Source organism: Xylanibacillus composti (assembly GCF_018403685.1).
In the GTDB taxonomy this organism is placed as follows: domain Bacteria; phylum Bacillota; class Bacilli; order Paenibacillales; family K13; genus Xylanibacillus; species Xylanibacillus composti.
The window spans coordinates 13,662-28,835 of record NZ_BOVK01000014.1 but is presented as its reverse complement, the minus strand read 5'-3'; the positions used below and the strand labels follow the sequence as shown (position 1 = coordinate 28,835).

Here is a 15,174-nt window from a genome sequence, read left to right as displayed (position 1 = left end):
ATTCTGTGATGTGTATTCCATAATTGCTCACGCATCCATACCTCGGGCATTCCATTGCTGCAGCACTGCCAGACAATCTTCAAGCATGTCCGGAATCCATGCGGCATCGTCCTCATCGAGAGGCCTCGCATAACGGAACCTCGCTTCAAGTTCTATCGCGGCAACGCTCGAGACTGTACCGTGAAAATACAGCTGCAGATCCGGCCTCTCCCTTCCCTCCTTCCAAATGCCCGCAGCAATGTGTTCTACGGCTTGTCCCGTTTCCCTTAGCGCCCCAAGCGGAAGATGCTCCGGCCGCAATTCGGCCACCTTGCCCGACCGTTCAGCGGGCGACAGCGGAACCCGCAGCGACGCTTCCAGCATACAGCCCGCTGTGGAAGGCGGCGAGCCGCCCCATATTGCTGCCGCCTTCTCCGCAGCGAAATCCATGAATTGGCTGGTCAGGCGAAATTCCAGCTGCACGGCCTCCTGCGAAGATGCGGCCGGGGCCTTCTCCCGAACCTTCATCCGGAAGCTTCGGGAAAAGGCCGCAAGATCGACCAAATCCCGGCGTTCCACGACCAGGATCTCACCGGCCAAATCTCGCTCATACAATGCGCCTTCCACGACGACGCGCAAATTATCGAAGATCGTAGGGTCTGTAATGGATTGGACCACAGCCATCCCTGCCTTTGCTTGCATTCAGATATTCAGCATCATAGCAAATATTCCACTGCAACACAAAATCTCGGGAGCCCGTTTAGGGAAATCCTATCAGGCAGACCACGATCAATCCGCCAACAATCCCGCTTCAATCCGTGCCTTGTCTATGACCTTGTACGGACGCGCTTCCCCAGAACCGGCAGGAATTCTCACCTGCGCATCCACGCCTGCATTTGCCGCGATGGAATCCAGCTGGCGCTCGCTCCTCCCCTGGACGGTTGACGCCGCCTCCGATATTTTCGTAACCTCATAGGATCGGGCATCCAACAGCTCCCTGAGCTCCTTCCGTTTTATATCAGGCTTGGCTGTATGCATATAGCCCAACACGCCCGATACATAAGCGGCTGACATGCTGGTCCCGGACTTGGTCGCAAATCCGCCATCCGGGGCGGCGCTTTCTACCTTCCAGCCTGGAGCCAAGTAGTCCACATTCTCGCCGAAGTTGCCGAAAAATTGATGACCATCCTCCTCATAGCCGGAGATGCTGTATACCCCGTTGTATCTGGCCGGATACCCTACTTCCTCCAATCCCTGATTGCCTGAAGCTGCAACAAAGGTAACGCCTTTCGACAGTCCATATTGAATGGCCCACTGCGTCAAGGGCTGATACGGCTCGACAAAGCTCATATTGATTACATCAGCCCCTTGGCTGATGGCATAAAGAATGGCTGCATGCGAATATTTCACGTCATTGTCGTTGTCGATGATGCGGACAGACAGAATGCGCGCTCCCGGCGCTTCTCGAGCGATAATTCCTGCAACATGGGTGCCGTGTCCGTCTTGATCCTCTGAAATCCAGTCGCGATCGATAAAATCAAACCCCTGAATCACCCGCCCCCGAAGCAGCTCATGCGAGTCATCGATGCCGGTATCCAGCACGGCTATGATGACCTCATCCTTTTGAAAATCCGCTTTGCCATACACATATAGGAACGGACTGCTGAGCAGGACGAAGCATAGGAACAAACGCTGTAGTCGATGCTTCACGTGCAACCACCTCCTGCCTAAAATACCCGCAACGAGCAATGCATTTCTTGTAAGCGCTATCATTTGTACCTTTATTATATGCAACAACGGCTTGTCGACGTTAACATTCCGATAACATTGCGTTTACAATTTGTTTACAAAGCTTGTCTTTTTAATGGAAATCGGAACAGCATTGCCTAGAGAGAGGTTGTACTTGTGGAAAAGAGGTTGACTTGGCAGAACGAACTTTCCGGAAATGAGCGAATAGGAGGACGAACGCAAAGAAGCCAGCCACCGAATCGTTCGGGTGACTGGCATGCGGATTACGTGCGTTTGCGGTTTGCGGCTGCGTGAAGCCGCAGAGTGGGCAATTCGTATAGCGAATCTGTTAAGCAAGGGCATCGGGAGATGCTAATCGCCTTGCTTGCGGTGCAGGCGGTCCAGCAGCTTGCGAATGTCTTCCTCGGATCCGCCCTTTTGCTTTAATTCCGCCAGACCTTCCAAGAGCTCGCGTTGAAACTCCTGATCCTCATCGGATGCAGGCCCTGCCGGGGAAAACCAGACCAGACAGCCATCCGGGCCATCGCGCAGGAATGATCGATGCCAATGATCGGGATAGGTGTAAGGCTGCTCGCCAAGCACAAGCGCCAACACGTCATCCGATTCCAAAGGCAGTAAATGGTGGAATACCTCCTCCTGCATGCCCGGAGCCGCATCCCGATGCACATAGGCGTACAGCAAATAGTGCTCTCCGGTCAAGCGGTCTTTTTCAATCGAATACTGCTCCAGTTCCGACGTTTCAAGCGTTTTGACTGTCTCTAATCTTTCTTCCAGCAGTTCCCCAGGGATTTTGTTCATCGTATGAAAGGAGGCAAACTCCGTCACTATGCCCACACCTTCCTTGTAACCAATTAGTCTTGCTAAGCGCTAAAACTCAGCCGTACTGCCTTCTATCCGCCTTTATCAGAAGGAGGCGCCAGCGGTATGTCCCGCTCCATCTGCTCGAAGATCGCCTTTACCCCTTTCCACCAATTCTGATCCTCGGCATATTCCCGATTAATCCATTGAAAAGGATGGATGTCCTCTGGCTGATCCCAGCTCAGCCGGACGATTGTCTTCGCTGCGATGCGGCTTGAATCCGTGATATCCGTATTGTATTCCCACCAGCTATGATACACGTTGAATGGATTGTTTGCGATCTTCTCCGCATTCGGATTGTCCGTCTGGACGTACCCGTTCTCTTGTCCGGCAACGGCGAACAGTAAATACGGGTGCAAATTATATTCCTTAGCTGTATTCAGCATGGTCGTATAATAAGGATCTTCAGCCAGCTTGGAGTTTTTGCGCGCAAGCCAGAGCTGCAGCTGCTCTCTGTTCACATACCTGTGCTGGAGTGGCCGAGGCAGCCCATTTTCCATATGAGGCGACGCAGGAGCAGACGGTTGGAAAACCAGCACAGGCTGCGCTGACTGTGTCTGCCCTTCTGCTAGATGTTGCGCATGGCTCAGCAAGACCCCGATGCCAAAGCCAAGCAGCGCCAGAAGCAGTCCAGCCGCTGCAGCAGGTCTAAACCAGGAAGGCGCAGTCCACGTTCCGGGCGGGAGCGCTTCTGCAGATGCCGCTGCAAGAGAGTCCGCAGCATAGGATGGTTGAACCTGCGGTCCTGCTAATGAAAGGTGAGCTTTCGCCGTTTGGCGCGCTTCCGCGGGAACTTCCCCATCGACGCCAGATATATGCTGGGACAGAGCCGGAACGGATGCTACCCCGCTCCGTGTGCCAAGCCCTTGCCGATGCGCCTCCCTCGTATCCGAACGCATGGCTGATGCCGCGACCGCAGCGTCCGTCATTGCGATCGGCAGCGGCTTGTTGGATCGTACCAGCTCGGCCCAGTGTCTCAGCTCATCCGTTCCCGCTCTCGTTCCCGTCCGGGCTTGCACCCATTCGGAAAGAACGGCGAAATCCTCCTCTCGGAGCAGCTGCAACCGCAAACACTCTTCCAGCACATCGCGGTCAGTCAGCGCGCCTTTCTCGGTGCACAGCAGCTTCACCAGCCTTATGCGCACTGCCACCCTCTGCGATTCGGCAAGCGCAGGCAGCCTGCTTTGAACCATGCGATGCAGCGCATCGGCAAATACGGCCGCACGTTCCCGCACGTCGCGATCACCAAGTTTGTGTGTCAGCAGCTGCTTCAAACCGCCGATTGCGGCTGGTCCAATCCATTCCCGCTCCCACACGGCATTTGCCGTTGTTGCATCCTTTCCGTTCGGCGCATTCATTCCCTGTCCGCCACCTCGCCTGCCCGAAGTCGTGTACAAACAACTTCTGCTCCAATTCGGGAATTCCTTCCTCCCCACACGACTTCATCGGCAACTTTGCTCGGGTTTGTATCCGCTGCAATCAAAAAAGCGCCCCATTACGCCGAATAGGCGCGCCTGCGAGCGCTTATGTTCTATTCGATTTTCAGCATCCGGTATACCGTGTCTACACTCTGGAAGGCATATCGCTTGCCGATACACCGCGATTGCTCAAACAGCAGCAGACAAGGAACGCTTGTCAGCTCCCATTTCCGCCTCACCCAGGGCAGAAAATTAATGTTCGCACGCACAACGGGAACGATGTTGTCCATCGTAGCCACGATGGCAATCATGCGCTCGGCCAGCTTGCACGTTCCGCAGAACGGCGTATGGACGAACACCGCGAAGCGCTCGCCGCTTTGCACGCGCTCCAGCAGCTGGGTCTCTGTATAGTCCGGCAACATCCGGGGAACGGCAGCCGATGAGAGATCGCCGCTTATGCCTTCCATTTGATATTGCAGCCGAGGCTCGGACGCTGGTTGTCATCTATCGGCTGGCCCGCAAGAATGGCATCAAGCGCGGCACGAATATCCCTGCCAGTTACAGGAATGCCGCTATCTGGACGGGAATCATCCAACTGACCGCGGTAGACCAATGCCAACTGGCCGTTGAAAAGATAGAAATCCGGCGTGCAGGCAGCATCATACGCCTTGGCTACCTCCTGAGTCTCGTCATGCAAATAAGGGAACGGATAGCCCTTCTCTCGGGCCATCTCTGCCATCTTGTCCGGCGCATCGTCCGGATATTGCTCGGCATCGTTCGCATTGATCGCCACGAAGGAAACCCCCTTCGTCTGATACTCGGAAGCCAATCGGATCAGCTCCGATTCCACATGCTTGACAAAGGGACAATGATTGCAAATAAACATGATGACCGTAGCTTGATCAGACTTCAGCTCGCTAAGAGATCGAACCTGTCCGGTCAATGGCTCCGGCAGTTGAAAATCTGGCGCCTTGGAACCAAGGGGGACCATGTTGGAAGGGGTTCTAGCCATTTTGCACATCCTTTCAGCGGTTGGCCTTATTCACTTGCTTCCCTTTCATTATACCGTTCCCGTTTTCCCGCGTTCAAGTCCTTTACTGTGCAGCAAATCCCCGGCAGCTCAAGGCGATCCCCGACATGCAGCGATATCGGCGTGTATGGGGAAATGAACTCCCCGTTCAGCTGTGTCCCATTGCGTGAACCCAAGTCCTGAACGCTCCAGCCTTGCTCGTGCTGCCAAAGAAACTCCAGGTGCGCTGCGGAGATGCCCGGCTCATCGATCCGTACATCCGCCTCTGCCGATCTCCCCACAACTGTCCCCGATTTATGAATCGTATGAAACGTATCCGCATGGGACGTTTCCTGCTGCAGGATAAGCAGCGGCTGGGGCGTCCATTCCCCTGGCGTCATCCATACGGTATCGGGCGAACGGGCATCTGTCGCGGCAGCATGCGAAAGACCATCGCTGTTCCGCCTTCCCGCTTGCTCCGCCTCATCCGGTTGCAGGATGTCTGTCTGCTGTGGCAGCTGTTCATAGTAGTCCGCTTCTGGCAGCACTGCATCGAAGCTTTCCCATCCCTCTTCCTCAGCATCAGCCACTATCACTTTGCCCCGTGTCCAGGGCAGCTTCCCGAACAGCAGCAGGATGCCGATAACTCCTGTACCCAGACAACCGTAAAGCATTAGCTCCACAGGCTTCCACCAAAATACCTGCCATAAGATGACTATCATGACAACAGCCAAGGCCGAACGAACCCATAATTCCCGCTGTTTCCACCAGGGCAGCGCATGATCTGACTCTACGGACTCCATTTCTGTTTGCCCTCTGGACAGTTCGTTGCCATCACCAGCATCAGCCGTCGCCTGTTGAACCCGCTGGTGATCGGGCTCAGCCGTTGCCTGCGCCATGGCTTCCACATGACTCGCCGGGGAATCCTCCCGATGGCCGATTTCCGCGGACAACGCAGACCATCCTGGCTGTGCAAAGTCAACGAACCGCCCCCCGTGCGCCGCATGCCCGCTGGTTGCCATGCTGCCATGCGCAGCAGCTTCCATGCTTGCAGATCGCCCGAATTGTTCCAGACGCTTGTTCACCGTCTCAGCGGTGCACCCCGGACTTTGCAGCAACGCGAGAAGTTCTGCCACCCCTCTATCAGAACGATCTTGCAAGTATGCGGTCCACCTCACTGCAAGCTTCAGCAGCGCCGCCCCGATGTCTGCGGTATGCGGAACGGAAAGCGGCAAATAAACCAACTGCGGTTTCCCATCCTTTTCAAAAATGACCTCTTCCTCCAGTAAAAAATTCCGTTCCAGCAGCATATGGCTCCTTGCCGAAACTAATATGCTTGTTATTTCATACAAAATACTGAAGTACCGTTCCAGTGTAAGACCGCTGCGGGCGAGTTCCCTGCTTATCGGCTGCCTTCCCCGCAAATAGCAGCGAAAACGCCTGGAATCCACATCCGTATCCAATATGGCCGGCATCACGCCGGCAATGTCGTTTTCCCGAAGCATGGCGGCTTGCAGCTCGGATATTTGATCCGCGAATTCCGCCGAGTCTTCGCTTATCAGCAAGCACGGCTCGCGCAGGCGATCATAGTCGAATCGCAACATCTGAACCTCCCGTCTAAGAAATTGGATGAAGCCAAAAAAGAAGCACCGCTCCGGGCGCAGCCGCCAGCATCAGCGGCATCTTAACCGGAGGCCGCCTGCTCCAGCCATAGAGCCAGGTGCGGTCCCGAGTTCCTGCAAGCAGAAGCAGCCGCATGCCGCATTCCCGCAATCGCCTGGACCTGCGTTCTTCCCAGAGCAGCCAGATGATGCCGATGCAGCCTGCTAATAAAATCGTATAGCACCACAGCAATAACGCATACCAGGCTCCCGTCCACGCACCCGCTGCCATGAACAGCTTGACGTCACCCGCTCCAACTGCGCGGCATAAGTAAAACGGCAAAGTTATGGCCAACCCGATCAGCATACCCGAAGCTGCGGCCGGAATGCCCTCCCAGCTGAAGAGCACAACATGCATCAAGAGCCCAGAGACAGCAAAAGCGCCTGTCAGCCAGTTGGGAATCTTCCTATATTTCATGTCTGTCCATAACGCAATAGACCAAAACACGCCAAAGGAGAGCCAGTACAGCGCTGACACATTCATCCTCCTTCCCCTGTCCAAATTCGTTCATACGCCTGTACGTTCAACTCGACATCTCTGGAAAAGAACGGCACATGCAAGCGGTGCGTATATACGACTTGAATGCCGAACATCCTCGATCCCGAGCCTTGCCAATCCGGAACTGCAACAGACCGAATGGAAACTTGGGACGGGTTCAGGGAGGTCCTTTCCATGTGACTTCGCAAAAGCGGCAGCAATGCCGCCTTCCAGGCTTCCTCTGTCCACTGCTCGCCTTGCGCATGAACCAATTCCCGAAGCGGGGCGGGCAAAGAGTCCGTCATTTCCGTTATTCGGTTCAATAATGCCGAATCGCGAATAAAAGTAAGAACGTAGGCGTGCGCGGCAACTTCTTTCACTGTCTCGGCTGCCGCATGACGCATGGCCAATTGCGCGGCTAACGATTGCGCAAACGACATAAACAGCAGCAGCAGTGAAATCACAATTGGCATTACAATCGCAGCCTCCACCGTCATGCTGCCATCCGTGCGCGACCAAAATTTCCCTGCCAATGCACACGCCCCCTTCAATAGGACCAGGCCGCTTCCTTGCGGACGGCGATTTGCCCCGGTATGATCATCATCCTAGCTTCCCCGCGAAGTGTAACTTCAGCGTAAGTATACGCATCATGCAAATTCCGCCCGGTATTGGCATGAACCAATGACTGTAGGCGAGCAGTCCGCTGCCTGGAATGCGGATGAAGCAGCAAAAACATCCGCAGGTAATCCTTGTAGCTGAAGGCCAACGCTTTCGGCAGCTTGGCTGAAAGCTCGACACGCTCCCCCTGGACAAGCTTCCTCATGTCGGCAAGCGCAGCGACAGCCCCTTCCGCGAGCGCCCACAGGAACGTTAACCAGGGAGACATAAAGGTCAGTACGCGCTGGCCGGGATCCATCAGTGCCTCTACGGTGCGGATTGCGAGCCTGATTAGAAACATTTCAGCAAAAGCGGCACTATGGTTAGCTGCGCAGCTGTCCAGCCCGTAGATCACATATTCAGCTTCCTGGTTGGCAAGCATATGCGCGCGGTTATGGGCTTTTTCATGCGACAATCCTTCAAAGGTGCGATACGTAAATTTGTTCAGCACATACTCGCTCACATAGGCCTTGTCCCGGGCGCCAAGCAAAGCACCCGTTATTTCGTCAGCCAGTGAAAACGCCTTGCTGCCCGCCGCATCGACTTCCATATTAGCCGGCTGGTCGCTTTCCTGAACCGTATCGATCTGTTCCCCGGCATAAAGCTGATAATGGCCTCTAAGCTGCCGATACTGCTCCTGATCCTCCCCCGGACACTGATAGAGAAGGTCCTGCAGCTGGCCAAGCACTTGCTCCGTTCGTTCCTCTTCCGCCGCTTTTTGCTTCTCGGCCTCTGCTTGCTGCTGCTTTCGCTTTTGGTCGAAAGTATTCCATATGCTCCATTGGTCATGGGAAGTATTTCTCCATGCCTCTGCTAACCGAACAAGCCTGCCGTGAATGTTGACGAAATCGCTCCCGGTCGCAAGCTCCATCGTCCGAAAGCTGGCTCGCAGGGCACCGAACTGCCCTACCGCTTCAGATGCTCCGATTTCCGTATCGGTGAAGAAGGAACCGGGATAGACAGGTATGCTTTGCTCGGCCGCCTCTTGCGCCTCCTCCGTTTTTCTGCGAAGCTGCTCATTGATTTCCCTGGCTTCGCGCAGATGTGTGCCAGCCGAATCCTGACGGCTGACCAGCCAGTCATAATGCTCCTCCAGCCTGCTTTCCGCCTCGCCAATTAATTCCCAATAACGGAGCAATCGCTTTACTTGCTGGGAAAGATCGCTCACGCGCTCAGACAAGTTGTGAATCGCTTCCGTCAATCTGGCAATTTGCTCGCTGATCTGCCGCATCGCCTCCACAGCACCGGGATTAGGACCGGCCTGCATCGACAAGGCAATAAGATGGAGCTGCTGCTGCAGCTGATTGCGATTGGCGATCAATCCGGACCGTTCTTCCTCCGCTGCCTGAAGCTCCTTCCGAATCACCTCCAAATCCAGGATACCGATTTGCTCGGCTAGCTGATGCAGCTCCGAGAAATTCGCCATCAGCTGCTGATAGACGGTACCGCTTCTCCCCTGCGGAGCAAGCATCTGCTGCAAGTCTTCTCCGGCTTCGTCAAGCTTAGCCTCCCGTTGGCTGATCAGCGCTTCCAACTCTTTCAAGGATGAGCGAAGGGTTGAGCCGCGGCTCAGTTGATCCGCGACACCTTCGTCCAACCAAGGTTCCATGATGAGCAAAACGTATTCCACTGGCGCCCGATACTTCATCTCCTCAAGCAGCTGCGCCTCGAACAAATTCGGATCGGCAAGCGAACGATCCATCCGAATATGGGCTTCTCCCAACGCAATCGGGGCTGCTGACCAGAATGAAGCCGGCTGAAGCGAGGACATGTTCGCTTCCAGCACTTCTCGAAAGGCTGCTTCAGCCGGGAGTTTGCTTGCGCCGTACAGCCCATATGCCTGCAGCTCCTGGTCATAGACGGACAACGCCGAGCGGACCGCCGCCTTCAAGGCTGCTTCCGCTTCGCGTTCGGCTGCCCATACCTTGCCCAATTCAAGCAATACGGCCTGTGCGAACAACAGCGCGGACAAGATGATCATCACCATCACCGAAACAGCCCCGGACTGCCCGCGGATCAGCCCCTTCCATCCGTTTCCTTTCCTGCGATCCCTATTTCTCATGCATGAACCTCCTGCAAGCATGAAGCTTCATTCCTCTGCATCATGAATAACTACCGTAATGCCGCTTGCTTCCAGCTTGCGCAGCAAGCGGTCGGGCGGGCCAACCTTGCCCGTCTGACCAGTCCGACGGAAAAAATGCCAGACCACGGCCGTGACCTCGGGATGTCTCTGAATGAGCTCCGCATCTTTGGGCAGCTGAATCTCTTCGAGCTGCTTCGCGGTAAAAGTCAAGTACGCCTGATGGACAACGCCGTTCGCATCAAGCGCATCTATTCGCCTCATGCCGTGAGCGGTTTCGAATTCGGTCTCCTTCCCGCCGACTATCGTCCGCAAATAGGCGGCTGCCTGATCGTGCCGGGCAAAGGATGCAGGCTCCTCCCTTCCAATAAATCGGGCAATGGCCGCACTGGCCCGCTGATGGTTTATTTGTCGATCGCCCAGTGCCCTGCCATAGCGGACAGCCAGATCAACCGACCGCACAAACTCGGCAGGCTCAACGATGACGGAGGCCGCTCTTAAGGAGTAACGAAGTTCTTCGCTGCTTGGACGCAATATGACTGGCAGCGAAAGGGCCAATTCCGCTTGGACGGATCGGCGAAGCAGCGTATTGGAGTAGTGCAGCCGCCCTTGCAGCGTGTCGGGCAGATGGGCCGCCGCCCGGACAAGCTTGCCGGACGGCCCTTCCCTGCCCTCGCTCCCCTGGTGGGGCAGATGAATCGCTGATGGGATTTCTCCGGTCAGCAATTTGAAAATGCCGATAATGCCATCAGCGCCCAACCGCCAATACAAGCTGGTTCGCGGTTCGGCGGGAACGACGCCGGTTCGCCATTCGCTCGCAGGATGATTCCATGCAAACGCCGTCCGTTCCACCGTTTCATGCGCCGTCTTACTCAAAACAATAAAGTGGTAATAGTACAATCCCGCAACCAAAAAACATGTAAGGCTAAAAACCGCGACAGGAACTAGAATCGATGATTCGAGCGTAAAGCTGCCCTGCTCATTCCTGGCAAGTCGCCGCCAGCCGATTCGCCCCGCCATATTACGAGCCCCCTGGCTCGAGAATCGATTCGCTGTCCAGCTTGTCCATCTCTGACTGCGTATTCGTAAACAGCGTATTGACCCACTCAATGATCCACTTGCGGAACACGATGGCAATAGCAACGAGCACCGCAATAATCAATAAAATTTCCAAAGTGCCCAGCCCATCCTCCTCCTTCCAGAAACGCATCCAGCCTGCATACAGCTTGTCTCCCCATTTCATCCGATCCCACCTCCTTGCATCATCATTACGGCAGGCGCTCCTACAATGAGCAGCACTGCCACAAATATGAGCAGCATTGGAAAGAGAAGCTTGGAGGAGGCCTCCTCCCCCAACGTCCTCGCCAACAGCTTCCGCTCCTCCCACATCTTGACCGCCAAAGTCTGCAGAGAGTAAGCCAGTTCCGAGCCTCCCCTTCTCTGATGGAGCATCAGAGTATGGACAAACAGCGATACTTCCTGCACCGAGCAGCGCCGGGCCAGCCAGTCCATCGACTCGGTGAATGAAGCGCCATTGTCCATCCGATGATGGGCTTCCTGCATAATGTCCCGAAGCAGAGAGCGCCCTTGTCTGTCAGCTGCATCCTTCTGCGCGCATGTTGCCAGCGCCTTCCTCAGTGTTTCTCCTGCTTCCAGCATTAACGTCAGCTTGGAGAGTACGAGCGGGAGCTCGATCCGAAGCGCTCTACGGTTGTGCGCAATGCGCTGGTCCAGCGACTTCAATGCCAGCATCGGCAACAGCGCCAGTACCGCCGCTGCAATAGCAAGCAATGAAGCTGCAAATCCTGATGCGATGTAAAGGACAATACCGGTCACTCCCGCTAATGCGAACAGTCTCAGCTTCTGACGGGCATATTGCTTGGATTGCTGATGCGCTTCTCCAACGTCGTACAGAAGCATCATTCTTCGGTAGACGGCCTGCTCCCAATTATCGAGCCAGCGTCTAATCATGCTTGCCCCTCCTTCTGCTTTTGCCTTACATGTGAATCCGGGTAATGCGGATCATAAGCACTACAGCCAGAGCAATCAATGCCAAGGCGCCTGCCATGACCATCCAACCGATTCCGCTGTACAGCGGCGCCATATAATCGGGGGATGCCGCCCTCAGCAAGCCGACGAATACGATCGGCGCAAGCGCAAGCATCCTCGCCTCCAGCTTCTTCTGGGCAATCAGAACCTGGATTTCCTGACTGACCCTTATCCGCTCGCTGATTGCGTATGCAGCCCGCCGGGCAACTTCAATCAGGTTGCCGCCGCTGCGTTTGCAGATGCCGAACACTTCGGCGAACTCCCGAATCTCCTCAATGCCGGTACGGGTCGCGAAGTCTCTCAATACCCTTTCTGCCGTATCCCCGACCGCCAATCTGCCGACCATCACCTTGACCTCACGGACGATCGGCGTTTGCGGATTGCGGTACAGCAGCTGGAGATCGTTGTAAGTTTCCTGCAGCGCACTCTCGACAGAACGCCCTGCGGACAGAGCCGTGGCCATGACATCCAGCATTTGCTGAAACTGGCTGGCCAAGCTGTCCTGGATTTGCCGCTGCCGCCAGTTGCTGTACCAGCGAGGCATCAACCAGAGGGCCGGCAAGAACAGAAACGCTGCAAGCCAAGCGTCGAAGAAAAGCAAACCAGCGCTAATGGCCGCAATACCGCCAATGGCGAGTACTCCTGCCCATTCCCACAGCTGCAGCGGATAGCTTCGGTAGTCTTTCACCCCATCTTCACCTCCCGAGCTCCTGCCCGCCGCCGCTCTCATCACCCGTATGCTCGGGGAGCGTCAAGTCTGCCAGCTCCAGCTTTCTCCTGCGCATCAGAGCGTTCCCGCTTCTTCGCAGCCTGCCATCGCTTCCACTAACAAACAGCGGGCTCATTTGAACTTGCCCGGCCAAGCAGCCTGCTACCTCGCATATCTCCATCACTTTCCTTCTGCCGTCCGGCATGCGGGCTAGGTGGATGATGATATCGATGGCTGACGCGATCTGGGCGCGGATCACCTCAACCGGAAGCAAGGCACCGCCCAGCACCATGGTCTCCAGCCTGCTGATCAGGTCCTCCGGACTATTCGCATGGCCTGTCGACAGCGAGCCGTCATGCCCTGTATTCATCGCTTGCAGCATATCCAACGCCTCCGCTCCGCGAACCTCGCCGACGATGATGCGGTCCGGGCGCATGCGAAGCGAGGCGCGGATCAGGCTGCGGATGTTGATTTCCCCCTTGCCTTCCGAATTGGGGTTGCGCGTCTCCAGACTGACAAGGTTCGCGACGTTGCGTATTTGCAGCTCGGCGGCATCCTCGATGGTAACGATGCGGGAGTCCGGCGGAATGAAATCGGAAAGAGCGTTCAGAAAGGTCGTCTTACCCGACCCCGTACCGCCGCTGACAAAGATGTTGTACCCTGCCTGCACGAGCGTCTTCAGCCAAGCAGCGGCTTCCTCTGTCAAGGAGCCAAGCTCGACCAGCTTGTCCATGCGCAGCGGTTCCTCCGGGAACTTGCGGATCGTCAGCACCGGTCCTTTCAACGCGACCGGAGGGAGAACGACATGCACCCGCGAACCGTCAGGAAGCCGTGCGTCGACAATCGGTTCGGATTCGTTGACCGTGCGATTCACCTGACCGACAATCATCTGAATAAGGTCCTCCAATCGTTCCTGGCTCTCGAAGCGATCTGCGATCTGAAATGTTCTCCCGCTGCGCTCTACAAATATCTCATCGTGCCTGTTGACCATGATTTCGCTCACAGCGGGATCATCCACCAGCGGCTGCAGCACATCCAATCCGCGAAAGGATGCGTAGATACGCTCGATCAGCCGCTGCTTTTCCTCCAACGTAAGCGCAGCCCCCTGATCGCTGTCGAATACTTGGCGTTCAATGAGCTTCAGGAGCGCTGTCTCGGACAACTCCCCTGCTTCCATCAGCCGACTGCGCACCGATTGCTTGAGCACAATCCACAGCTCGCGATCTGTCATACCGACACCATCCCAGCACGCGTGGAGAGAGCAGGAACGCCGACGTTCTCCCCGATGGTAATGCCCGGAGCTGCTTGGCTGCCTATGCGAGCTTCCACCAGCTCGGCTAGCCTGGACGCGGCTTGCATATACACCGCCTGCTCCTGCAGCAGCCTCCCCCGATTGCATTTCCAGGCGGGCACGTAGGGCAGCGCCGCATGCAAGCGGAATGACAAACGTTCATCGAGCTCATCAGCGGCATGCAAATCAATTGCTTTCCCGTTGACAAACACCCACGCCTTCTCCGGGCGGCGCCCATGCTGCAGCGGAGCTCTTTCCAGCAGATGAGCGGTTTTTTCGCGGCAGCGTGTACTCCCGTCCACCATACAGATAACGGTGTCGCTTATTCCCAAAATCTCATGCACATGCTTGTGCCAGGCGCTGGGCAGGTCAACAATGACGAAGTCATATTGCAGGTTTTCCTGCAGCATGCGGCGCAGCTGCAGAAGTTCTTTCCCGCCAAGCGCAGCGTAATCCTCCGGGTGCCGCAGCGGCTTGATCCAGTCGCAGGGAATTTCATGCATGCGCGCGATAGCCCTCGTCAACGCTTCTTCCGCACAGCTCGTACCCGCTTCCGTTCCATTGGCTTCTCGGGAACGCATAATGTAGAGCCATTCCGCAAGCGGATCATCCTTGCCGAACACGGGCAGGGAAGGGGTATCCTCCATATTGAAGTAAAGGACCTTCCGCGTGCGGCTCCACACCTTCGCCAGCGTCAGCGCCAAGGTTGTCTTCCCTGTTCCTCCCGCTGCTGAAAACACCGCCACCATCCCCCCTTTCCCCGCAAGTTGACCGATTTGCTTCCGGCAGACAGCGCCCGGGCTTGCGAGGGACTGTGCGTGCTGCCGCACTTGTGCCAGCAGTGTCGGAACCGGCTGATAAGCATACACCGTGCGCAAGTTTGCAGATTGTGCAACAGCAGCGTTGCTTGCTTGCGTATCCGGCTTCTCGTTCGCCAACACCAGACACTCTTGCTGTCCACCGAGTTTCTCCATAACCGGAAGAAAGCTGGGCGCGCACAGACATACATCCCACAGCGGCTTGCCGCCGACATAGCGCTCAAGCTGTTCTGCAGTCGCGAAGGATGTTACCTTCAAGCTCCTGCACCACTCCGAGTGCGTATGCACATAGTAGGCGAAAGCCTGCACAAACTCCCGATCCTCTGAACAAAGCAGCAAGTGGATCACACGATTACCGTCCACGGCCTGACATTCCTCCTCTCGAAACAACAAAAAAAGCACACACTGATAGCCTTCA

At 55.9% G+C, this 15,174-nt stretch carries 16 protein-coding genes; all 16 read right to left on the bottom strand.

Annotated features, from left to right (window positions below; all coding sequences use genetic code 11):
- Positions 1–27: 27 nt before the first annotated feature.
- Positions 28–657 carry a hypothetical protein gene (locus XYCOK13_RS05435; RefSeq protein WP_213410926.1) on the bottom strand — a complete coding sequence of 210 codons (630 nt, stop codon included), beginning with the start codon at positions 655–657 and terminating at the stop codon, positions 28–30.
- A 111-nt stretch (positions 658–768) separates the two neighbouring features.
- A complete protein-coding gene (locus XYCOK13_RS05430; RefSeq protein WP_213410877.1) occupies positions 769–1,689 on the bottom strand; it encodes a S8 family peptidase in 921 nt (306 codons plus the stop codon).
- A gap of 390 nt (positions 1,690–2,079) precedes the next feature.
- A complete protein-coding gene (locus XYCOK13_RS05425; protein WP_244865013.1) occupies positions 2,080–2,553 on the bottom strand; it encodes a hypothetical protein in 474 nt (157 codons plus the stop codon).
- Between the two features lie 65 nt (positions 2,554–2,618).
- Complete coding sequence (locus tag XYCOK13_RS05420; RefSeq protein ID WP_213410876.1) at positions 2,619–3,944, bottom strand: glucosaminidase domain-containing protein; 1,326 nt, start codon at positions 3,942–3,944, stop codon at positions 2,619–2,621.
- 173 nt (positions 3,945–4,117) lie between these two features.
- On the bottom strand, positions 4,118–4,471 hold the full coding sequence (locus XYCOK13_RS05415) for a thioredoxin family protein (RefSeq protein WP_213410875.1): 354 nt from the start codon (positions 4,469–4,471) through the stop codon (positions 4,118–4,120).
- On the bottom strand, positions 4,459–5,016 hold the full coding sequence (locus tag XYCOK13_RS05410) for a thioredoxin family protein (protein WP_213410874.1): 558 nt from the start codon (positions 5,014–5,016) through the stop codon (positions 4,459–4,461). Before XYCOK13_RS05410 ends, XYCOK13_RS05415 begins: the two co-directional genes overlap by 13 nt.
- Before the next feature lie 26 nt (positions 5,017–5,042).
- Positions 5,043–6,617, bottom strand: coding sequence for an FHA domain-containing protein (locus XYCOK13_RS05405; protein ID WP_213410873.1), 1,575 nt, complete (start codon positions 6,615–6,617; stop codon positions 5,043–5,045).
- Positions 6,618–6,630: 13 nt separating this feature from the next.
- Positions 6,631–7,158: an A24 family peptidase gene (locus tag XYCOK13_RS05400; protein WP_213410872.1), complete on the bottom strand. Its 528-nt coding sequence runs from the start codon at positions 7,156–7,158 to the stop codon at positions 6,631–6,633.
- Positions 7,155–7,685, bottom strand: a complete 531-nt coding sequence (locus tag XYCOK13_RS05395) for a TadE/TadG family type IV pilus assembly protein (protein WP_213410871.1) — start codon at positions 7,683–7,685, stop codon at positions 7,155–7,157. The genes XYCOK13_RS05400 and XYCOK13_RS05395 overlap by 4 nt, the downstream gene beginning before the upstream one ends.
- Positions 7,686–7,699: 14 nt before the next feature.
- Positions 7,700–9,871 carry a hypothetical protein gene (locus tag XYCOK13_RS05390; protein ID WP_213410870.1) on the bottom strand — a complete coding sequence of 724 codons (2,172 nt, stop codon included), beginning with the start codon at positions 9,869–9,871 and terminating at the stop codon, positions 7,700–7,702.
- Between the two features lie 27 nt (positions 9,872–9,898).
- Positions 9,899–10,909, bottom strand: coding sequence for a hypothetical protein (locus XYCOK13_RS05385; RefSeq protein WP_213410869.1), 1,011 nt, complete (start codon positions 10,907–10,909; stop codon positions 9,899–9,901).
- Position 10,910: 1 nt separating this feature from the next.
- Positions 10,911–11,132 carry a Flp1 family type IVb pilin gene (locus XYCOK13_RS05380; protein ID WP_213410868.1) on the bottom strand — a complete coding sequence of 74 codons (222 nt, stop codon included), beginning with the start codon at positions 11,130–11,132 and terminating at the stop codon, positions 10,911–10,913.
- Complete coding sequence (locus tag XYCOK13_RS05375; RefSeq protein WP_213410867.1) at positions 11,129–11,860, bottom strand: type II secretion system F family protein; 732 nt, start codon at positions 11,858–11,860, stop codon at positions 11,129–11,131. Before XYCOK13_RS05375 ends, XYCOK13_RS05380 begins: the two co-directional genes overlap by 4 nt.
- Positions 11,861–11,885: 25 nt before the next feature.
- Complete coding sequence (locus tag XYCOK13_RS05370) at positions 11,886–12,626, bottom strand: type II secretion system F family protein (RefSeq protein ID WP_213410866.1); 741 nt, start codon at positions 12,624–12,626, stop codon at positions 11,886–11,888.
- A 7-nt stretch (positions 12,627–12,633) separates the two neighbouring features.
- The gene (locus XYCOK13_RS05365; RefSeq protein WP_213410865.1) at positions 12,634–13,878 is read right to left on the bottom strand and encodes a TadA family conjugal transfer-associated ATPase; all 1,245 of its coding nucleotides are present in this window, start codon (positions 13,876–13,878) and stop codon (positions 12,634–12,636) included.
- Entirely contained in the window at positions 13,875–15,119 is a 1,245-nt protein-coding gene (locus XYCOK13_RS05360; protein WP_213410864.1) for a CpaE/TadZ family protein, read from the bottom strand. The genes XYCOK13_RS05365 and XYCOK13_RS05360 overlap by 4 nt, the downstream gene beginning before the upstream one ends.
- Positions 15,120–15,174 lie beyond the last annotated feature (55 nt).